The sequence below is a fragment of the Octadecabacter algicola genome, assembly GCF_021532625.1.
Taxonomy (GTDB): Bacteria; Pseudomonadota; Alphaproteobacteria; order Rhodobacterales; family Rhodobacteraceae; genus Octadecabacter; species Octadecabacter algicola.
This window is the reverse complement of sequence record NZ_JAKGAR010000004.1, coordinates 48,662-68,339: the sequence shown is the minus strand read 5'-3', so window position 1 is coordinate 68,339 and position 19,678 is coordinate 48,662. Positions and strand designations below refer to the sequence as shown.

The window sequence follows — 19,678 nt, the reverse complement described above, 5'->3', positions numbered from 1 at the left end:
GGACGTGGTGAAGAAGCAGTTTTCTAGCGTTATCGCTACTTTGAAAGAAACGGTTACGCTTGTAATCTTTTTTGTGTGGTTAATTACAACCGCTGTTGTGTCACTTTCTGGCCCATTCGGAACCTATGAAGCATTGTCGCTTTCCGGGCGTTTTGGCTATTGGGGCGCAATACTTGCTGTGGCCGCGGTCATCGCCATCGTTGCGCGCGTTGTTTGGCGTCCAATCATAAAAAATGACCCTCCGTGGTTTGAGGACGTGTTGGTCGCTGGAACACTTGCAATCGGGTTTGGGCCAGTAGCAGTCTTTTTCAATGCGAAAGTTTGGGGCGTCCAAGAACCTACATTAACATGGCCTTTGGTAAGTTTGATTACTTTCCTCATCGGTATCGGCTCTGTTGTGCTAAGGCATTTCATTCAACACAAAACCTTGATGCCCCCAAAGGCTAGATCGCGTGACCGTTTGCTGGATAGGATCGGAGCGCCAGAAGGAGTCCGACTAAAGAGGGTTAGTTCAGACAACCACCACATCGTTATCAAGACCACTGATAATCAAGTTTATCGCGAATTGATGAGGCTGCGGGATGCCGTCGCAGATATAGATGTCGAACCGGGTATTTGTGTTCACCGATCTCATTGGGTCGCCCTGTCGCAGATCACAGCAGTGGAAACTACAGATGGTCGTGAACATGTCAGCATGCCTTGTGGATGCAAACTGCCGGTCGGTCCCAAGTATCGATCTAACTTAGTGGAAGTAGGAAAGCTTAGCGCTTAAGGCAGGCTGAAATCGGAACAGCCACTGCTTTCTTGCCCGTGAGGATGGCCACACCCGCGGACTCCATCAGCCCCGATAGATCGGGATCCCGAACTGAGAGCCCACCCGTATAAGCGCCGAACGCGGGCAGGATGAGTTTAACCTTGTCCAATAGAAAACAAGCGCGCTGAGGAAGGCCGGTAGGCCCTGCTTTGGGGTGGTAGTGACCCGAGATTTCGCCGCGGGTCGCTTGGTCGGTTATGTGGCGAAAGGTTATCCTGTCTAAAACGACTTCGCCGCGGTGTGTGCCGCCAATGTCCACAGGCCCCGCATCATGGTTGCCTTCGATCCAAATCCAGTCTCGACCCGCTTGAAGGCGCGTGAGTGTTTTACGTGCGTCGTCAGAAACGTTGTCCGCCGCAGTCAAATCATCAAAGCTGTCGCCCAAACAAACAACGCAAGCCGGATCGGTGGCTGCTATTGCTGCTTCTAGTCGCCAAAGGGTTTCTCGGGTCTCATATGGGGGCAAGAGTGTGCCGCCGCGCCGCGCAATTCGTTCGGATTTCCCCAAATGCAAATCAGAGACGCACAGCAACCGTTTTCTTGGCCACCAAAGGGTGCCATCTGGCCGCGCGACAAGGTCAGCGTCGCAGAAGGTGAACGCAAAATCCGACATGTCACCGTGCTTGCCTGAAATGCACGGGCGGGTCCAGCGGTCTTATATGTCGGATAAGCCGGCCTCGCGCATCAGTTCTGCAGCTTTGTCCTGTAGGAGTTTGTCGCGCCCTTCGCCAAATACCGGAATGCGCCCTGGTTCCAAAAACAACGGCGCAGCGAGCGGCGTGATGCGGTCAACGACGATATGATCGACTTGCCCCTTTGTACGCTGCAGCATTTCTTCGATGCGACCAAAGTCGACCATCCCGCGCATGGCTTCTTCGCGGGTGATCCGCAACATCAGATGATCGGGGTCGTATTTGGCCAAAGTGTCATAAAGAATGTCACTAGAAAACGTGGCCTGCCGTCCGGATTTTCGGCCCTGACGGCTGTTGCGTTCAATCAGGCCCGCCACGGTTGCGGCGATGCGGAACGTGCGCTTCATAACGGCGTTGCCTTGCAGCCATGTTTCTAGCCCGTCGCGGATGTTTTCAGGGGCAAACAAGGGCGCAACATTGGTGACAGGGGTCAGCCCCCAGATCAACAGCGCGTAATCCGTCACTACAAAGCCAAGCGGATTGAGACCTGCAGCCTCCATACGTTGCGTTAAGATCAAACCCAGCGTGCGATGGGCATTCACCCCCGCAAATCCATAAACGACCATGTTTTCGCGGCCGTCTTGGGGGAAGGTTTCGACCTGAATACGCCCAGCTTGTGGCAGTTTCGACATCTCCCGCTGAAGCTGAAGCCACTCAGTGGTGTGAGCAGGTAGCAGTGGCCAAGTGTCACGATTGAACATGGACAGGATACGTTGGCTGAGTTGGGTTGAGGTCGCGAACTTCGTTCCCGAAAACGTTGCGACTTTGGGCGTTCGTCCCTTCTCTCGGCTGACTTCCACCACCAGTTGGTTGAGCCCTTCGTAGCGTACGATTTGTCCACCGATCAGAAAGGTATCGCCTTGCGTCAGGGTGGCTGCGAAACTCTCTTCGACTTCGCCCAAGGTCTTAGGAGAGCGGCGAAACTTTACCTTCAGCGTCTCGATGTCAAAGATTGTTCCGATGTTCATGCGGATGCGGGCGGCGGACCTTGGGTCGCGCAGCTGCCATGTCCCGCCGACCTCTTTCAGGCGTTTCCATTGATCATAGGCCTGTAGAGCGTAGCCACCCGTCGCACAGAATTCGAGACAATCATCAAACGCCGCACGGCTAAGGGTGCTATATGCACCGACCGTCTTTACCTCTTGGAACAGGTCTGTTGCATCAAATGGAGCAGCACAAGCTGTGATCAGGATATGCTGGCATAGGACGTCTCGTGGGCCATCCCCCTTGGGATCACCGTCAAGGTCGCGGTCTTTTGCGGCCTCAAGTGCCGCGACACATTCCACAACTTCGAAACGATTGGCGGGGACCAGAACTGCCTTTGAGGGTGCATTGTATCGGTGATTTGCGCGCCCGATCCGCTGGATCAGTCGTTTGACGTTTTTGGGCGCGCCGATTTGCACCACCAGATCCACGTCTCCCCAATCAATGCCAAGGTCCAGTGATCCTGTGCAGACAATCGCCCGTAGATCGCCGCGCACCATAGCGGCTTCGACCTTGGCGCGTTGGTCGCGGGACAAGCTGCCGTGATGGATGCCAATTGGAAGGGCGTCGTCATTGGCGAGCCAAAGGTTGTGAAAGTAGATTTCAGCCTGTGCTCGCGTGTTGTGAAAGATGAGCGTGGTCTTGTGCTGTTTCACCATGTCTAGCACTGCGGGGATCGAATATTTAGCGCCTCCGCCCGACCATGGTGGTTTTTCTTCGGTTACGAGCATAGAAATATCTGGGTCTGGCCCCGGGTCAGCCAGCACGATGGGGCAGGGATCAGGATGCTTTGCCAGCTCGTGGGCAATGGCGGCAGGGTCTTCGACTGTGGCAGATAACCCAACCCGCCGCAGATCGGGTGACATCGCTTGAATGCGGCTTATTGCGAGCATCAATTGATCACCCCGTTTGCTTTCGGCGAGTGCATGGATTTCGTCTATAATGATCCGTTGCACCCCCTTGAAAATACGTGGGGCGTCTTCGTAACTGACCAACAACGCGAGGCTTTCAGGCGTAGTCAGCAGAATGTGAGGCGGGTCTGCACGCTGTCTTCTTTTCTGGGTATAGGATGTGTCGCCCGTTCGATCCTCAACCCTTATCGGCAGGTCCATTTCGGCAATTGGCGTGCCAAGGTTGCGCTTGATATCCGCTGCAAGTGCCTTGAGGGGCGAAACATAAAGCGTGTGCAGCCCGTCGTGATCACCGTCGGAAAGTTCGACCACGCTAGGAAGAAACCCCGCCAACGTTTTGCCGCCGCCTGTAGGGGCGATCAACAATAATGACGGCTCGCTAGAACGATCCAACATCTCTTGCTGATGGGGATGGATCGACCAGCCTTTCGTTGAGAACCAGTCAGAAAAGTGAGCGGGTAAATCCATCCCACCAAAGTGCGGCAAGAGAACAGAACGTCAAGCTGGAAAAGGCAAAAGGCCCGCTGTTCGTTTGTTGCGAACAGCGGGCCTTGAAATAAAGGGAGTGTGTAGGGCCCCGTTAATGTACGATCTTTTCTTCTTTGACGAACATGTTGGCCCATGCGCGATCAATCAAATCCGGAGACATCTGATATGGAATGCCTTCAAATTCACAGATTGCGATCATCTGGTCGATCAAGAAGATCGGCTGATAGTTGGCGTAGATATTATCAATCGTCGGGTATTTCTTCTGCAAGAGGTGCACGAGAGCGGCCTCATCCAACGGGATCTTCCGTTTGCGCGCCATCATCGCGAAAATCTTTAAGAAGCCTTCTTGGTCAGGCCCGTCGATCTTGATCTTGTAGAAAATACGACGCAACGCCGCTTTATCGAAAATCTCGTTGGGGTGGAAGTTGGTGGAGAAGATGACGAGCGTGTCAAACGGCACCTCGAACTTTTCACCAGACTGCAGCGCAAGGATATCGCGGTTTTCTTCCAGTGGAACAATCCAACGGTTCACGATGGCCTGTGGGGGTTCGGCTTGGCGACCAAGGTCATCGATGATGAAGATGCCGCCAGAGGATTTCAACTGCAACGGCGCCTGATAGGTCCGTGCGGTCGGGTTATACACGAGGTCGAGCATGGAGACGGTCAATTCACCACCTGTTACAACCGTTGGGCGTTCGCATTTCACATAGCGAGTGTCATAGCGGCCAGACGTGCGGCGCAAAGAATTTGGGTCATCAACGTCAGCTTCGGCAGCGGAATGCACAATCGGGTCAAAGACTGTGATCACCTGACCTGAATATTCGATGGCACGAGGGATAAAGATCTTGTCACCCAGCGCATCACGAATACCGTTTGAAATCGCGGACTTACCGTTGCCCGGAGGGCCATACATTAGGATCGAGCGACCTGCGCCAACGGCGGGTCCAAGCTGGTCCAAAAGGTCGGGTGGTAGGATAAGGTGCCCCATGGCTGCGATCAATTGATCGCGGGTGACGTGGATATTACGGATGGACTGACGTTCGACTTGTTCGCGGTACACTTCCAGCGGCACGGGCATCGCACCGAAGTATTCAGACTGTGCGAGAGCATCCAGCGCACGCGCTTTGCCTGCATCCGTCAACTGATAGCCCATCTCGTTGCCATTGTTGGCGTTCAAGGTACCTGTCGCTTCGCAAAGTCGTTGTTCGCGGGCTTCGTCAACAATTTGCTGAGTGACGTTAATCGGCAAACAGATCGCTTTGGCGATTGCGGATACGTTTTCCAGATTGGTCCGGAACATCGTTTTGATCAGAATGTCTCGGATCATCACTGGTGAAAGCGCCATTGCCTCAAGGGTCTTAGGTGGCGGCGGTGCCATTACGCCTGAAACTTGCATGTTCATCTCTATTTGCCCGTGTCTTTGCGCCATTTTGCGCGTTTCTGTGGCCCAAACACACACTTCAGACGGATTTCGCCCGAACGCGTGGAAAGGTTTACATAAATGGGTTTGCCTGACTATTGTGTCGAAAAAAGGGACAAAACCGTTCCAGAGGCAGGCATGAACATTAAAAATCAGACGGTTTCGACCGTATTCCTAATCGTTGTACTCGTGCTTTTGGGGGGAGTGGCCGTTCTAAAGGGCGGCCTTTACGTTGGAAAACACGAAGGCGACACGCTGCACCTGATCCAGATTGTGCTGCGCATGGCCGACGGGCAGATCCCGCATTTGGATTTCATGACGCCGATTGGTGTGCTGGCGTTCTGGCCGATTGCCATGCTGGTTAAGGCTGGACTTGGTATTGGTATGGCAGTGATCTGGGCGCAGGTTCTTGCTGCGGTGGTCTTCTTGCCAATGGTTATCTGGATTGCGGGCGTACGGATGCAGCCATGGTTGGCGCGTTTGTTTGGCTTAATCGTCATGGTGATGTTGTTGGCCCTCGTTCACGGCGAGTCAGAGCAGTCCATTTCGATTTCCATGCATTACAATAGATTGGCATGGGCCGCAGCGTTCTTGGCCATTGTCGCAGCTTTGATCCCACCAAAACGCGACAGCCAATCAGGGGGGGCCGCCACTTTGGATGGCATAATTATTGGTCTTTTGGTCTGCGTAATGGCGCTTATCAAGATGACTTATTTTGTCTCTTTCGCCGTTCCAATTGTCTTGGCGTTGGTATTGACGGGTCAACGTCGTGCTTTGGGTGTTGCAGTCATGACAGGCCTTGTGGTCGTCGCATTGATTACGGCCTTCACAGGCGTTGATTTCTGGATGGCTTATGCGGGGGATCTGCTCACGGTAGCTGGATCCGAAATACGCTCGGCACCGGGGGAGTCATTTTCTCTTGTGATGGGAGCACCAGCCTATTTGGGTGGTTCGATCGCCGCTGTCGTGGGGGTGGTATTTCTTCGACAAGCCAAGGTCGCGACTGGTGGCCTAGTACTTTTGTTGCTTTTGCCCGGTTTCTTCTATGTCACGTTTCAGAATTTCGGCAACGATCCACAATGGTTGCTTTTGTTGGCTGTATTGTTGTTGGCGCTGCGCCCTCAGGCTGAAGACGTTGTGAACAGTTGGGGTTGGAATCTGAAAGATGCTATTGGCATCGTTGCGGCCATCGCGATGGCCTTAGCGATACCGTCGTTCTTTAACCTCGCGTCTAGCCCGTTCCGGCATTTGAACGTTGAGACGGCCAAATACGCTCCCATCTTGCCGCGCAGCGGAGTCCATACCGACTTGCAAGGGTATGATCTGCGTGTGAACCGCGTTGATGCGCGGGTGGCGTTGGACGGTCAAGTTGCGGGGCTGGCACAGTATCCAGACCGCTCGACTGTTCCCGACTTCATGGGTGTTGAAATACCAACATGCGCTGTTGAACTTGGACTGCCAAACATCATGGACACAATCACGCGCGAGCTCGAAGCCGAAGGGTTGGCGCAAGGCAAGTCGCTCTTTGCGGCGGATGTCTTCTCGAGCCATTGGGTGTTTGGTGAGCTCGAACCTTTGGATCAAGGTGCGCCGTGGTATTATGGCGGTGTGCCGGGTTTGCAGGACGCGGATTATGTATTGTTGCCGCTGTGCCCAGTCGCGCAGTCAGTGCAAAAGATAATCTTAGGAGATCTGACAGAGATGATCGAGGCAGGGGACATCACACTGACAGAACTTCGTCGCACCGAGCTATATATTCTGTACGAACTAGATCAGTAGTAGCAGCGGAAACGCCAGATAGATAATCAGCACAGCGCCCATCGGAAATCCGAGGGGGAACCGTTTCCCTTGGTCCCAGCTTTCCCAATCTGGAACGAGGTTTCGTACCGCCGGAATAGCCTTTGCAATGCGATGAATAAGAAGGCCTGCAAAGATACCCGCGCCAAGTAGAATAAAGATAAATCCGACGTCGTCTAAGTGCACAAAAGGTGCCGCAGATGCCAGAAATTTACTATCGCCAGCCCCCATGGCGCCAATCGCGTTCAGCACCATTGCGATGATAAGAACGACGAAGAAGTGACTGTAACGCCACGCATATTCGGAAAACGGCATCACGAAAACACCGACAACGACGAACACGATTGCCAAGGCATCCGTGGACCATGTGGGGATCTTCATCGCCCGCAGGTCATTCCACGCCACATAGATGCACAGCGGCGCTACGAATATCAAAAACGCAATCGATTGCGTGACCGTAACCGAGACCACGTTTAGTTCGTCACGTTGTCTTCGAGCGCGCGTAAGGAACGTACTGCGGCTTCAAAGTGTTGCGGGTGCGTGTCGATCGCTTCGCGCAGTAAGCCGCGACCGATCGTCAGGTCGTTCTGTTTGATTGCTGTCAACGCAAGCGTATGGAGCAATTGCGCGCGTTCGATCTGGCTCATCGGAATGACGGGCAGGTCGTAGTTGCGCTGCGCACCACGGGCCAAAACAAGGTTGTTCTTGGCGGTGAACAGATCAGCATCATTGCGCAATGCGTCAGTGAACAAACGTTCAGCACCAGCATAATCGCCTCGTGTCAGTTTGGAAAAACCCCAGTTGTTCAAAACGCCAGCGGGTGACGTGGTGAGCCCAACTGCAGTTTCATAGAAGCTGTCGGCGTTGTCCCATTCTTCGTTGCTGTCCGCGACCATTGCTTCGAGGCGATAACGCTTGAATGTTTCATGTGTCGGGGGAATGGAGTCCAGCACGGCTTCGGCAGAGTCCCAATCATTGGTCCGGATCATCGCATCAGCCAAATCGATCTTGTCGTTTGTCAGGCTTTCTTCGTGATCTACAACCGCTTGCCATGCAGTCACGGCCTCAGAGGGGCGGCGGGCACGAACAAGAGATGTTGCAAGCCCCCGCATCAAGTCAATGCGGCCGGGGTCGTTTGCTGAGGCCCGAAGGAAATAGTTCACGGCCTCGTTCGGGTCCGCAACGGTCAACATCACATCGTTGAGGTTGGTTTCATCGACGACATTCACGTCTTGCAACGCACGTTCAACCTGTGCATCGCCAGATTGATCGCATGCGGATAACGCAAACGAGCCCATTAGGGCTGCGGAAAGAAGAATAGGGTGGCGCATGTTTTGCGTCCTTTTACTGCTCTGTCTCTTACAGTGTCGACAGGAGGACAAAGTCGCCCGTTCCCCGCCGCACCAATTGGAACGGTTCGTTCTCTTGTTCACCAGTATTAAACGGATTTTCCAATTTAGCGAGCGCCAAGCGTAGGTTGTCACGTATTTCGTCAGAATTGCCGTTATCCGTGGCAAATGCGCGACGGAAAACCTGTGCCGCTTCCGAGGTTTTGCCTCGTTCCATCAATATTACGCCCAAATTGTTCCATGCGGCTGCAAAAGCAGGGTCTTCTTCGACGGCGCGTCTCAGGAGTTGTTCGGCTTGTCCCAAGCGGCCCAGCTTTAGGTTGGCAGAGCCAAGGGCCGATAACGTATCGACGTTCAACCCTTGCTGGCCGGCGGCCCGCGTATAGGCACGCAGCGCGAGGTCGTATTCCCCAGCAGCCATTAGGCGATGGCCAACCATTAGACCATCAATATCAGACGCGCCCGCAACACCAGGTGCAAAAACTCGGTCCCCATCAGAAGGCGCAAAGCCGCCCTGACCACAGGCGGTCAGGACGGCGAAAGCCGATATCATCATTCCTGATTTGAGCATCTTTGCCTTTAGAAGTTTGCCTGGTTCAACGTTACGTAAATATTATGAACAGATGGGCCGATGAGGATAATAAGAAGCGGCGGAACCGTCAACATCATCGTCGCGAGTGTCATTTTTGTCGGCAATGTGTTGGCTTTTTCTTCCGCCCGCATCACCCGTTTGTCCCGCATTTCCGCAGAAAACACGCGCAAGGCTTCGGCAATGGATGTACCGAACTGTTGGCTTTGGATCAGAACGGTCACGAAGGATGCGATGTCGGACACGCCGCAGCGCTCGGACATGTCCCGCAGAACTTGGGTTTTGTCTTTACCAGCTTTCATTTCGTGGCTGACAGTTTCATATTCTTCGGCCAGGGCAGGGAAACCTGATTTCAGCTCTTGGCTCACGCGGATAATGGATTGGTCCAAAGACTGGCCCGCTTCTACGCAGACAAGCATCATGTCCAAGCTGTCTGGAAAGCCATTAATCATTTCTTCTTGGCGCGCCTTTTGGCGTTTGCCGACCCACCATTTGGGCAGGTAGTAACCTGCCAGACCCGGAATAAAGATCGACAGCAAAGTCGACTTGGTTGACGGATCACCGGTAGACGATTTGTAGATCGCGTAGACAACGCCCAATAAGAGCAAGCCAATACCCAACGCAAATTGGGCGAAGTGGTATGTCTTCACTGCGGATTTGGTGCGGTAGCCCGCTTGGATCAGCTTTAGGCGGATGGCGGTGTATTCTTCGACATCTTTTGGTTCCAGAAAGTCGGAATATTTGTCCAGCTTGTCTGTCCCCTGAGACGCACGCAACGCTTCGGGCGACTTGCCCATATTGGCCGCGCTGTTGGCCTTGAGCCTATCAAGAGGATCTTCCTGCTTTTGAAACATGGCTGGCAATACCAGCAGGATCAGCAAAACGCCGAGCATACCGATCGCCATGAGCGGACCGAACGGGCCAAGCAGATCGATGAGTTTCGCGTTGATTGTATCTAGAAGGCCCATTTTGGTTACACCTTAATGTTAACGAGACGACGCATAACGATCACGTTTGTGATCAAGAAACCGGCCACAACCAGACAGGCCGGAATGAAGGCAGATGTTTCTTTGACATCGTCGTAGTAGTTCGGCTGGATCAGGTTGATGCCAACAAGGGCCGCCAAAGGAAATACGGACAAGAACATGCCGGACCATTTCGCCTCAGCGGTGATCGCTTTCACGCGGCGGAACAATTTGAAACGGGCGCGGATCACCTGTGCCAAACCGTGCAAAATCTCAGCGAGGTTACCACCCGCAGTCTGCTGAATGGTCACAGCAACCGCAAGGAACCGCATATCTTGCATGTCCATGCGCTCGGCCATTTGCTTGAGGGTATCACCCATGTCGCGGCCATAAGCCGCTTCATCCGAAATCACACCCATTTCAGTACCAAGAGGGTCGGGCACTTCTTTGGCTACAATCGCGATAGCAGAGCTAAACGGGTGACCAACGCGCAAACTACGAACCATCAGTTCAACCGCATCTGGCAGCTGTTCTTCGATCATAGCGATACGCTTCTTGGCCTTGCTGTTGACCCAAAAGAAAATGCCTCCGACGCCCATTGCGATAGACACAGCTGCGCGAATTGGGAGGGATGTGGCTGTGCCGACAGTGAGGCCCATAAACGCAACGCCGGACATGACAACCATCATCATTATCAGTTGTGCAGGGGAAAACGCGATGTTGGCCTTTTGGGCCTTGTTCGCCAAAAGTGAGTACAGCGGGATTTTTTGAGAATCCATGTGCTGGCTCATCTCCTTGCGGAGTTTGTCCAGCACCTCTTCGCGGTTGCCGCCTTTTTCAAGCAGATCCAGGCGACGGTTCACCTTGTTGTTGAAGTTGATGCTTTTGCCGAATGCGACAAGGTAGACACCGTTCACCAACACAATACAGGCCACAAAGATCAGGGCATAGATGATTGGTTCAGCTGAAATGGTCATGTTTCTAAAACCTTATTGCGCTGCGACGGGTTCAAAGATTGCAGGCGGCAAATCGTAACCCCAAAGCTTGAAGCGCTCAGAGAAGTGGGACCGCACACCAGTCGCCGTAAAGTGGCCAATGATTTTGTTGTCAGGTGTCAGGCCAACGCGCTGATACTTGAAGACTTCTTGCATCGAGATAACGTCGCCTTCCATACCGGTGATTTCAGTAATGGACGTCATACGACGCGAACCATCCTGCAGACGAGACGCCTGCACGATCAGGTTCACCGCAGACGAAATCTGAGAACGAACCGCCTTAAGTGGCATTTCGATACCGGCCATTGCGATCATGTTTTCCAAACGAGACACACCATCACGCGCAGAGTTGGCGTGAATTGTTGTCATGGAACCATCGTGGCCTGTGTTCATGGCCTGAAGCATATCGATAACTTCTTCGCCACGGGTTTCACCTACGATGATACGGTCAGGTCGCATACGCAGTGCGTTTTTCAGACAGTCCCGCGGGGACACTTCGCCTTTTCCTTCAACGTTCGGTGGACGGCTTTCCATCCGGCCAACGTGCGTTTGTTGCAGCTGAAGTTCCGCAGTATCCTCAATTGTTAGGATGCGTTCATCGTTGTCGATGAAGGATGACAAGGCATTCAACGTGGTCGTTTTACCAGAACCCGTACCACCAGACACGATAATGTTCAGACGAGTGGACACAGCGGCCTGTAGATATGCGGCCATTTCCTCAGTGAAGGCGCCGAACTGCACAAGGTCATCGATGCCGAGCTTGTCCTTCTTAAACTTACGAATGGAAACGAGCGATCCATCAACCGCAACTGGCGGGACCATGGCGTTGAAACGAGAGCCATCCTGAAGGCGCGCATCGACGTAAGGGTTGGATTCATCGACACGACGACCAACCGCCGAAACAATTTTATCGATGATCCGCAGCAGATGCTTTTCATCTTTGAATGTGATGTCTGTCAGCTGAAGTTTACCTGCGCGTTCCACGAAAATCTGCTGTGGGCCGTTCACGAGAATATCGTTCACAGACTCGTCTTGCAGAAGTGTTTCCAGCGGCCCAAGGCCTTTTACTTCATAGAATAATTCTTTGGTCAGTTGCTGGCGTTCTTCGCGGTTCAAGACCACGCCCATTTCTTCCAAGCTTTCCTGGGCAATGGCTTGAATTTCAGCTTTCAGATCTTGGTCGGTAGCGTTTTCCAGCGCGGCGAGGTTCAGGTTGTCGAGCAGGGATTTGTGAAGTTCCAGCTTGATGTCACCCAGACGCTCTTTGCGTTTCTTTTCTTTGTCTCCAGCACTTGCAACCGCCTTGACGGGCGCTTGCTTCATGACCGTAGAACGCGCGGCGGCAGGTTCTGCAGCCGGCGCCGGAATTTTCGTCACATTGCTTGCAGCTTTTGGCGCGGCAGCAGTGGCTTTTGCCACCAAAGGATCGGTCTTTTTATACTTGGAAAACATGGTGTTCCACCTTTATGCAGTTGCGGCTTCGTCGGCTGAATTCACTGCGTGAACCGACTGGGCAAGCTTTGCGATTTCTTTGCGTAACGGATTTTTTGCAAGGCCTTCGGCCAAGGGGACGCCGTGGTCGGCATTCTGAGGCACGACCTTACCGCCATCAGGAAGTAGAACTTCGATCGAAATACCCAGGCTTTCTGCCAAACGTTTGATGCGGCTTTTGCCGTTCAAATCCGTGAATTTCGGCGCGCGGTTCAAAACGAACCGTAGCTTCTCGAATGGAAGTTGTTCAGACTGCAGCGCGCGTTTGATCCGCAATGTATTTTGTGCCGAACGCATGTCCAATTCGAGCGTCGCGAAATAAACGTGAGCGGCCTGCAAAACTGTTTCGCTCCACTCAACCATGGTCTTTGGCATATCAATCACGACGTAGTCGAAGTTCGTGCGCGCCATTTCGATGAGGCGGTGAATGTCTTCCGGTGTGATTAAATCCAATGGAATCAGATCGGTTGGGGCTGTTAGCACCTGCAGTTTCTGTTCGTACGACAACAGGGAATACATAAAGGATTCGCTGTCCATGCTTTCAGTATCTTGCAGCATCTCGAACACAGCTTCGCGGCGCGGCAGGTCGAGGTACGTAGATGCGGATCCAAATTGGAAATCCAGATCCAACAAGCAAACACGTGGGCCTTTTTCCGGCTCCGCGCCTTTAACCTTCGGTGGCTGAATGCTGGCTAGTTCCCAAGCAAGGTTCACAGCCAAGGTCGTGGCACCTGTACCGCCAGCCATACCTTGAACAGGAATGACGACGCCGTTGTGGGTGCCAGATGCCTTCAGAGTGTTCTGAATTTCTGGTGCAATATGAGTAGGTTCTGGTGGGGTCAGGACGCGTTCGATTGCTTGTGCCAATTCACCTTCTGGAAGAGGGTAGGGCACAAATTCGTCGCCGCCATCGCGCAGCAAGCCATGCAGTGACGCCGGAGAAACATCCTCGGCAATTAGCAAGACTTTAATATCTTTTGTTTTTGCAGTGCGAATGATCTCTGAGATGATCGAAAGATCAGCCTCATCTTCTTCATCCAGTGCGATCGCTAGGAATTCGAGCTCGGATGCTTCGGGCTGTTCGAGGAACGGTAATGCGTCCCCAAACCCGAGATCACCCCAGCTTTCGCCTAGGCAGGCTTCCATGTCTTCAATCAATAAATCAAAGTTTTGTACGTCCCGGCTTATGGTACATGCAGTGATAGGCTGTGGTTCAGGCTGTAACATATTTAAACTACTCATTGCCTCTTGATCCTCTAACTCGACGAAGTGCGGCAGATTCCCTGCCCACCGATTTGACGGTCCCACGTGCAAAAAGACACAACTGGGGCTCTGTTAGATCTGTTTCTGATCCCAGAAGGAGGCAAGATTGGGGCCAGAAAGGCCCATTTGTGCGGTATCTGTAGACGGTGAGCCAAAAAACGCGCCGTTGTTTCCGAATTTGACCTGTTTTGGATGCGAAAAGGGGCCTCGAAAGGCCCCTGACTGTCGCTTTGACTGTGGTTGCGCGGTTTAGACTTACTGCGCGATCGACTCGATACCTTCGGCTGCTAGGCCTTGAGGTGCTGTTGCACTATCCACGTATTCGCGGAAAATCACTTCGGCGTAGCGGCCGTTTAGCGGCATGTCGTTTGCTGTGCTCACCCAACCGGACACTTCTGTCACTGTGCGACGATTGCGGCGTTCTTGACCCTCGGTGACGATCAATGGCTGTGTTTCACCAAAAGAAACGACGGCTTCAAGCCGATCACGGCTGATCCCCTGACTTGTGAGGTAGAGAACGGCGGCTTCCGCGCGGCGCAATCCAAGACGACGGTTATAAGACGTCGACCCCACAAGGTCCGTGTGGCCAAAGACTTTGAACCGGATTTCTGGGAACTGTCGGATCCAAGACGCCTGCTGCTGCAGCGTAGCGCGTGCATTGGCATCAAGAACCGTGGAGTTGAACGCGAACGTTACGGACGTGTTCACTTCATTCGAGAAACGACGGTTCAAGTTCAGCATCATGGCGCTGCCATCCGTTTGAACCTGATTGTTGTTCATGGTTGCATTGCCAAAATAGCCACTGTCGATTTCTGAACCCGCCTCACGAGTGTTGAAATCACGCCATTGGGTGGCGGTGCCGCCAGTGCAACCCGTAAGGGCGAGCACTGTTGCGGTAAGAACTGCTGTCGTTTTCATTGCCCCAAATCCCATTTCTTAGTCCAACACGTAGCCATAAGAGCCGCTGAAGTCCTGACGTGCAACCTCTCCTGCGCCACCTTGTTGTGGTGCATTGTCTGCTGCAACGCGGCCAAACAAGAACAAGTCACGTTCGGTCGGTGGGCGGACACGATCCGTTGGAAGGGCCAGAGCCTCACCACGGGTCGGGGTCACAAGATGCGGTGTCACGATGATGACGAGTTCTGTTTGCTGGCGGGCATATTCCGCAGAGCGGAACAATGCGCCAAGAACCGGAATGTCGCCTGCCCATGGCACTTGGCCAGAAAGGTCAACGAAATCATCAGACAAGAGACCTGCAATTGCAAAGCTCTCTCCGTCACGCATTTCAACTGTCGTTGAAGTACGGCGTGTTTTGAAAGCATCGACGCTAAAGCCGTTCGAAGTAAATCCGTTCGCTGGATCGAGTGACGAAACAGACGCGTCGAGTTCTAGATTGATAATGTCACCGTCGATAACCCGTGGAATAAAGTTCAGCTCGATGCCGAAAGGCTTATATTCAACGGTAATTGTGTCGGCGTCTTGTGAAACAGGCACAGGATACTCGCCGCCCGCCAAGAAGCTTGCTTCCTGACCGGACAAAGCAGTCAGGTTTGGTTCAGCCAATGTACGAACAACGCCGCGGCTTTCCAAAGCTTCAAGCAAAATGCCGACCTCGATGCCGCCGGCGTTGAAGCCAAACAAGAATGCGCCTGAGTTATCATTGGTACCAGGCGTGTTGCCGGACAAGGAATTAGCTTGCCCCGCGGCAGTAACTGTCGAGCCAGTGCCGAGTGCTAGGCCCAGGTCCCCGCCCAATGTGTCGCCGCCCAAGGCCAGTGAAGAGCTGAGAGACTTGGAAACAGAACGCTGCATCTCTGCAAAGCGAACGCGCAACATAACTTGCTGGGTACCACCAACCGTCATCAGGTTAGAAACCCGTTCAGGTGCGTAGCGATCCGCTAGTTCCAGTGCGCGATCAAGACGTGCGATCGAAGAAACGGTGCCGGAAAGGACGATACCGTCATTTGCGGTGCGAACTTCGATGTTTTCACCCGGAAGGATTTGCTCCAGACGTTCTTTGAATTCTGCAATGTCCGGAGTTACGTGGACTTCGACGTTGGTAATAAGTCGCCCGTCGCCCCCCAAAAGGGTCAGCGTTGTTCGCCCCGGAACCTTACCCAGCACGTAGATAGTGCGATCCGAAAGCGAAGAAATGTCCGCGATCGAAGGGTTTGCGATGGAAAGTTCTGTGAATGGTACATCGCTTTCAACCACGACGGCCCGGTTCATGGGAACGTTCAGCGCGCTCGAAGGAGCGCCCCGCATAACTTGCAAAGTTTCCGAAGAAACCATGGAAGGGATACTGCTAACTGCAAAGGCGAAACCAGTAATGGCTGCCTTCAATAATCTATCATATGTCATATGTGACTGCCTCTAATGCCACGCCCGATGCAGGCTTTTGCCCGTCATTGAAATGAACCTGCGCCAAAACTGCATTTTTTGCAAGAATCAATACACTGGAGCGGAAACTTTATGTGGATAAGTTGCAACAATCAGCGCAGCCAAGCACTTAATCCATAAAAAAAGACGCCACAGCGGGGCTGGGGCGTCTTTCATGTTGAGGTTGCATTTGTGCAATTGGACATCCCTGCGCGGGCGCTGTCCCTTTGCCCAAGGGCTATCCTTTAACTCATTCTGGACAAGGGATCGGGATTTCGACGACCTCTGTTCCGTTGCGTTGTCGGATTGTGCAGACTTCTTCCTCTTGCAGTTCGGGTTCTACTTCGCGAGCGACGAGTCCCAGCAGGCTGGCTTGGTCGACCTCAATCGCGCCAGCAACGGTATCATCTTCACGACCCACAAGAGACAGTGACAGATTGCCAGTGGCTTGGGCTTGCGCCAGTGCAGCCACTTGATCCGGTGTGACCTGAACAGTGACCGTGCGGGCGATCGTTGCACCTGAACGGCCGCTTTCCGAGGTTTGGTCAATTGCGACCAATGGAATGTTCGCTTGGATAAGTTTGGTTACTTCGCCGCCACGTCCGCCATCAAAGTTGTCCACGCGACCCGTCCAATAGACGTCAACGCGGTCACCAGGAGAAAGGAACCCGGATACACCGGACGAAACATCCACTTCGATTGCAAAAGCGCGCATACCACGTGCGAGAAGGGCGGTGATACCGGCCACTTCACCTGGTTCGGTCACTTTAACAGCCAGGATAGGTTCGTTTGCTTCAAGCTGACGCGTGACAACGCGCATTTCTTCGGGTCCATCTGGGAACAGATCTTCTAAAGTGAAGAACACACCTTCCGGAAGGAAGGGTTCAGCGTATTTGATAATGATGACGTCTTCAGGGGCGATTTGTTCGCCGTGTTCAATGACACGGTTAACCCCATACACGTTAACGGTCTGAACGGCTTGTTGGTTTGCCGCTCGTTGTTGTGCAAGGGCTGCATTTTGCTGTTCAAAATATCCCTGCACCATGTAGATAGCAAAGCCTGCAAGGCCCATGCCAACTATAAGGACAAGTCCGAAAACTGCTCGCATTGTCTTTCCTTCCGGATTTCGCTGGTGGAAGCCAACGTCGACATAGTTGTCGCGTCTGTGGGCTACGGTTTTTCTCGTTTAACCTGTTTTTTTACCCATGTCGACGCGGGGGGGATTAGAATTCCACTACTGTAACGGCACTCATTGTTCCAGCGAGACCAGTTGCTTGGTCTGTTGCGCCGCGACCGACAGTGGTAATGACCGCGATGCCAAGGCCGACAATCGCGGCTGTCAGAACAACCCAATCTACTGTGACTGCGCCGTCTTCCTGTTTGCGGAAGGACTTGATAAAATTGAACATTGTTAGCTCCTCAGCTAGATATAAACTTGGTATATCTGTGGCGATTGAATGTGGCAGAAAAACGAGCACACAGTGTTCGTTTGTAGAAAGCGCAGCTCGGGTAGGCTGCAGACGACAACGGGCCACATCAAAGATGCAGCCCGTCGTTCAAATCTTGAAATCTGACTTAGTTGTAGTTCGCGATGGTCTGCGCAGAAAGCTGTGAGCTAAGCTTGCGGCTAAGCTCCATGGTGCCTTCACCAACAACAGTCAAAACCGCAATTCCGAGGCCAACGATACACGCTGTCAAAACAACCCAGTCAACTGTAACTGCGCCGTCTTCATCAGCACGAAAGGTTTTGAAATAGTTAAACATAGTTGTCTCCAGTAATATGTCGGCGAACGTGTTGGGTCCCAGCCAGGAAGGCTGAGACCCGATTAGCTTAAAGAGCAGAGAAGTCTGGAACCAGATCATTCACTGTGGCCAAGTCGCCGGACAGTGTGTCGGAAGCAGACATAGTACCGCCACCAACAGATGTCAGAACTGCGATGCCGAGGCCAACGATTGCGGCTGTCAGAACAACCCAGTCAACAGTTACGGCGCCGTCTTCGTCGTTGCGGAAGTTTTTGATAAAGTTAAGCATGTGTAGTCTCCACGTGTGTGTATTGAATAAGGGGGGTGACCTCAGCCAATGACTGGCCGAGGTCGAATTGAATTAAAGAGCAGAGAAGTCTGGAACCAGATCATTCACTGTGGCCAGATCGCCGGACAGTGTGTCGGAAGCAGACATAGTACCGCCACCAACAGATGTCAGAACTGCGATGCCAAGACCAACGATTGCGGCTGTCAGAACAACCCAGTCAACAGTTACGGCGCCGTCTTCGTCGTTGCGGAAGTTTTTAATAAAGTTAAGCATTGTATTCCCTCCTCAGGGTTTTCTCAGTTTCACTATCTTAGGCGGTTCGCTCTGTGCACCGGCCTCTTGTTGATGCGCTTGCCGTCTTGATGAGGAGTTTTTGCACTTCGAATGGGGCAGGAATTAGACAGCAATCGTGCAATTTTGCATCCTCTTAACTTTTTGCCGGCAATTCAGTTAAGTTATTGTTTTTCAACAAAAATAAAGTATATATAATTTCAATCATACCAAATCACGTTTCGAAAACGTGTCCAGTTTGCCTAGTTGTTGCTGGATTGTTCACGAATATGTGGATTAGCGATACGATTGTCTGCTACATTGCCCTTAACACGAGGCAGGCAAGGACCGCACAAATGCGGCGTAGCAAGAAAACAGTGACATTGTTCGCGCAATGTGGGGCATTGGCGCTCGCCGTCGGCTCTGCATCTATAAGTGCGGCAGAAAGTCATCTTTCCCAAAGTGACTTTACATTCAGGCGCGTTGGCGTTCCGCAGGCTGGGGCTACAAACCGGATAACCGTACAAGTCGCACCAACCGCGCCGTCTGGGCCATCGGCGCCATCCGCCGCTGGTTCGGCCAGCGCTACGCCCCGCGCACCGAGTGCACCAGCGATCGCAGGTCTGGCCCCCGCGCCAAACGGTGTCGAATGGTATTGGGAGGCGATTTCGCCATCTCTGGACGATGCCCACAGCTTTAGCCTTGAAAAAGCAGTCGCCGCGTTGCGCAGCGCACCCGAGGGACAAGCCGTTCCAGCGCCTCGTTTACAAGGTATGACGGAGCTGGCTGACCGTTTCGGCGTTGAGATATTAACGGCATCAATTGGCACAAACGTTTCACCGGCCTTGGTTCTTGCGGTGATTTCAGTCGAAAGCGCTGGGCGTGCTGACGCAGTTAGTTCAGCGGGCGCACAGGGACTTATGCAATTGATGCCGCCTACAGCGGATCGGTTTGGCGTGACGGATGCATTTAACGCTCAAGACAATATTAAGGGCGGCACGGCATATTTGGATTGGTTGCTAAACGAATTCGATAACGGCGTTATCTTTGCTCTGGCAGGTTATAATGCGGGTGAAGGCGCCGTTCGTAATAATAACGGCATCCCGCCCTATGCCGAAACGCGGGCCTATGTTCCCAAAGTCCTTGCAGCATGGGAAGTGGCGCGCGGTCTATGTATTACACCACCGGAATTGGTGACAGACGGCTGCGTTTTTGCCGTCAACGGGGGATAATGTGCC

The 19,678-nt window shown here is 53.0% G+C and carries 20 protein-coding genes; 3 read left to right on the top strand and 17 right to left on the bottom strand.

Annotation, left to right across the window (positions count from 1 at the left end):
• The first annotated feature begins 7 nt into the window (after nt 1–7).
• Nucleotides 8–772, top strand: a complete 765-nt coding sequence (locus tag L0666_RS17370) for a LytTR family DNA-binding domain-containing protein (RefSeq protein ID WP_235262288.1) — start codon at nt 8–10, stop codon at nt 770–772.
• Here L0666_RS17370 and pdeM read toward each other — a convergent pair.
• From pdeM to L0666_RS15405, 3 genes are all read right to left on the bottom strand, one after another.
• A complete protein-coding gene (gene pdeM, locus L0666_RS15415; RefSeq protein ID WP_235262287.1) occupies nt 762–1,427 on the bottom strand; it encodes a ligase-associated DNA damage response endonuclease PdeM in 666 nt (221 codons plus the stop codon). The genes L0666_RS17370 and pdeM overlap by 11 nt on opposite strands.
• 42 nt (nt 1,428–1,469) lie before the next feature.
• On the bottom strand, nt 1,470–3,869 hold the full coding sequence (locus L0666_RS15410; protein ID WP_235262286.1) for a ligase-associated DNA damage response DEXH box helicase: 2,400 nt from the start codon (nt 3,867–3,869) through the stop codon (nt 1,470–1,472).
• A 112-nt stretch (nt 3,870–3,981) separates the two neighbouring features.
• Complete coding sequence (locus tag L0666_RS15405; protein ID WP_235262285.1) at nt 3,982–5,292, bottom strand: ATPase; 1,311 nt, start codon at nt 5,290–5,292, stop codon at nt 3,982–3,984.
• Nucleotides 5,293–5,448: 156 nt separating this feature from the next.
• Here L0666_RS15405 and L0666_RS15400 point away from each other — a divergent pair, with 156 nt between their 5' ends.
• Entirely contained in the window at nt 5,449–7,089 is a 1,641-nt protein-coding gene (locus tag L0666_RS15400) for a hypothetical protein (RefSeq protein ID WP_235262284.1), read from the top strand.
• Here L0666_RS15400 and L0666_RS15395 read toward each other — a convergent pair.
• From L0666_RS15395 to L0666_RS15330, 14 genes are all read right to left on the bottom strand, one after another.
• Nucleotides 7,078–7,578: a prepilin peptidase gene (locus tag L0666_RS15395; protein ID WP_235262283.1), complete on the bottom strand. Its 501-nt coding sequence runs from the start codon at nt 7,576–7,578 to the stop codon at nt 7,078–7,080. The genes L0666_RS15400 and L0666_RS15395 overlap by 12 nt on opposite strands.
• 2 nt (nt 7,579–7,580) lie before the next feature.
• Nucleotides 7,581–8,438, bottom strand: a complete 858-nt coding sequence (locus tag L0666_RS15390) for a tetratricopeptide repeat protein (protein ID WP_235262282.1) — start codon at nt 8,436–8,438, stop codon at nt 7,581–7,583.
• Nucleotides 8,439–8,466: 28 nt separating this feature from the next.
• A complete protein-coding gene (locus L0666_RS15385) occupies nt 8,467–9,027 on the bottom strand; it encodes a tetratricopeptide repeat protein (protein ID WP_235262281.1) in 561 nt (186 codons plus the stop codon).
• 8 nt (nt 9,028–9,035) lie between these two features.
• The gene (locus L0666_RS15380; protein ID WP_235262280.1) at nt 9,036–10,013 is read right to left on the bottom strand and encodes a type II secretion system F family protein; all 978 of its coding nucleotides are present in this window, start codon (nt 10,011–10,013) and stop codon (nt 9,036–9,038) included.
• A gap of 5 nt (nt 10,014–10,018) precedes the next feature.
• The gene (locus L0666_RS15375) at nt 10,019–10,987 is read right to left on the bottom strand and encodes a type II secretion system F family protein (protein ID WP_235262279.1); all 969 of its coding nucleotides are present in this window, start codon (nt 10,985–10,987) and stop codon (nt 10,019–10,021) included.
• A 12-nt stretch (nt 10,988–10,999) separates the two neighbouring features.
• Nucleotides 11,000–12,457: a CpaF family protein gene (locus tag L0666_RS15370; RefSeq protein WP_235262278.1), complete on the bottom strand. Its 1,458-nt coding sequence runs from the start codon at nt 12,455–12,457 to the stop codon at nt 11,000–11,002.
• Nucleotides 12,458–12,469: 12 nt separating this feature from the next.
• Nucleotides 12,470–13,738 (bottom strand): CpaE/TadZ family protein, encoded by a 1,269-nt coding sequence (locus L0666_RS15365; RefSeq protein ID WP_235262277.1) that lies wholly within the window; start codon nt 13,736–13,738, stop codon nt 12,470–12,472.
• 276 nt (nt 13,739–14,014) lie between these two features.
• Nucleotides 14,015–14,677: an OmpA family protein gene (locus tag L0666_RS15360; RefSeq protein WP_235262276.1), complete on the bottom strand. Its 663-nt coding sequence runs from the start codon at nt 14,675–14,677 to the stop codon at nt 14,015–14,017.
• An 18-nt stretch (nt 14,678–14,695) separates the two neighbouring features.
• The gene (locus L0666_RS15355) at nt 14,696–16,120 is read right to left on the bottom strand and encodes a type II and III secretion system protein family protein (protein WP_235262275.1); all 1,425 of its coding nucleotides are present in this window, start codon (nt 16,118–16,120) and stop codon (nt 14,696–14,698) included.
• A 268-nt stretch (nt 16,121–16,388) separates the two neighbouring features.
• A complete protein-coding gene (gene cpaB, locus L0666_RS15350; RefSeq protein WP_235262274.1) occupies nt 16,389–17,246 on the bottom strand; it encodes a Flp pilus assembly protein CpaB in 858 nt (285 codons plus the stop codon).
• Between the two features lie 115 nt (nt 17,247–17,361).
• Entirely contained in the window at nt 17,362–17,547 is a 186-nt protein-coding gene (locus L0666_RS15345) for a hypothetical protein (protein ID WP_235262273.1), read from the bottom strand.
• A gap of 166 nt (nt 17,548–17,713) precedes the next feature.
• Complete coding sequence (locus tag L0666_RS15340; protein ID WP_235262272.1) at nt 17,714–17,902, bottom strand: Flp family type IVb pilin; 189 nt, start codon at nt 17,900–17,902, stop codon at nt 17,714–17,716.
• A 67-nt stretch (nt 17,903–17,969) separates the two neighbouring features.
• Nucleotides 17,970–18,170: a Flp family type IVb pilin gene (locus tag L0666_RS15335; protein ID WP_216035577.1), complete on the bottom strand. Its 201-nt coding sequence runs from the start codon at nt 18,168–18,170 to the stop codon at nt 17,970–17,972.
• Nucleotides 18,171–18,242: 72 nt separating this feature from the next.
• Complete coding sequence (locus tag L0666_RS15330; protein WP_216035577.1) at nt 18,243–18,443, bottom strand: Flp family type IVb pilin; 201 nt, start codon at nt 18,441–18,443, stop codon at nt 18,243–18,245.
• A 353-nt stretch (nt 18,444–18,796) separates the two neighbouring features.
• On the opposite strand from L0666_RS15330, the gene L0666_RS15325 reads away from it, so the two are divergent.
• On the top strand, nt 18,797–19,672 hold the full coding sequence (locus L0666_RS15325) for a lytic transglycosylase domain-containing protein (RefSeq protein ID WP_235262271.1): 876 nt from the start codon (nt 18,797–18,799) through the stop codon (nt 19,670–19,672).
• Nucleotides 19,673–19,678: the final 6 nt, after the last annotated feature.

What these genes read in the sequence shown, in the direction of transcription:
- L0666_RS15410 (WP_235262286.1), bottom strand. Translation starts at nt 3,869, where the DNA reads ATGGATTTACCCGCTCACTTTTCTGACTGGTTCTCAACGAAAGGCTGG.
- L0666_RS15385 (WP_235262281.1), bottom strand. Translation starts at nt 9,027, where the DNA reads ATGCTCAAATCAGGAATGATGATATCGGCTTTCGCCGTCCTGACCGCC.
- cpaB (WP_235262274.1), bottom strand. Translation starts at nt 17,246, where the DNA reads ATGCGAGCAGTTTTCGGACTTGTCCTTATAGTTGGCATGGGCCTTGCA.
- L0666_RS15370 (WP_235262278.1), bottom strand. Translation starts at nt 12,457, where the DNA reads ATGTTTTCCAAGTATAAAAAGACCGATCCTTTGGTGGCAAAAGCCACT.
- L0666_RS15340 (WP_235262272.1), bottom strand. Translation starts at nt 17,902, where the DNA reads ATGTTTAACTATTTCAAAACCTTTCGTGCTGATGAAGACGGCGCAGTT.
- L0666_RS15375 (WP_235262279.1), bottom strand. Translation starts at nt 10,987, where the DNA reads ATGACCATTTCAGCTGAACCAATCATCTATGCCCTGATCTTTGTGGCC.
- L0666_RS15330 (WP_216035577.1), bottom strand. Translation starts at nt 18,443, where the DNA reads ATGCTTAACTTTATTAAAAACTTCCGCAACGACGAAGACGGCGCCGTA.
- L0666_RS15380 (WP_235262280.1), bottom strand. Translation starts at nt 10,013, where the DNA reads ATGGGCCTTCTAGATACAATCAACGCGAAACTCATCGATCTGCTTGGC.
- L0666_RS15335 (WP_216035577.1), bottom strand. Translation starts at nt 18,170, where the DNA reads ATGCTTAACTTTATCAAAAACTTCCGCAACGACGAAGACGGCGCCGTA.
- L0666_RS15400 (WP_235262284.1), top strand. Translation starts at nt 5,449, where the DNA reads ATGAACATTAAAAATCAGACGGTTTCGACCGTATTCCTAATCGTTGTA.
- L0666_RS15405 (WP_235262285.1), bottom strand. Translation starts at nt 5,292, where the DNA reads ATGAACATGCAAGTTTCAGGCGTAATGGCACCGCCGCCACCTAAGACC.
- L0666_RS15325 (WP_235262271.1), top strand. Translation starts at nt 18,797, where the DNA reads ATGCGGCGTAGCAAGAAAACAGTGACATTGTTCGCGCAATGTGGGGCA.
- L0666_RS15355 (WP_235262275.1), bottom strand. Translation starts at nt 16,120, where the DNA reads ATGACATATGATAGATTATTGAAGGCAGCCATTACTGGTTTCGCCTTT.
- L0666_RS15360 (WP_235262276.1), bottom strand. Translation starts at nt 14,677, where the DNA reads ATGAAAACGACAGCAGTTCTTACCGCAACAGTGCTCGCCCTTACGGGT.
- L0666_RS15390 (WP_235262282.1), bottom strand. Translation starts at nt 8,438, where the DNA reads ATGCGCCACCCTATTCTTCTTTCCGCAGCCCTAATGGGCTCGTTTGCG.
- L0666_RS15345 (WP_235262273.1), bottom strand. Translation starts at nt 17,547, where the DNA reads ATGTTCAATTTTATCAAGTCCTTCCGCAAACAGGAAGACGGCGCAGTC.
- L0666_RS15365 (WP_235262277.1), bottom strand. Translation starts at nt 13,738, where the DNA reads ATGAGTAGTTTAAATATGTTACAGCCTGAACCACAGCCTATCACTGCA.
- pdeM (WP_235262287.1), bottom strand. Translation starts at nt 1,427, where the DNA reads ATGTCGGATTTTGCGTTCACCTTCTGCGACGCTGACCTTGTCGCGCGG.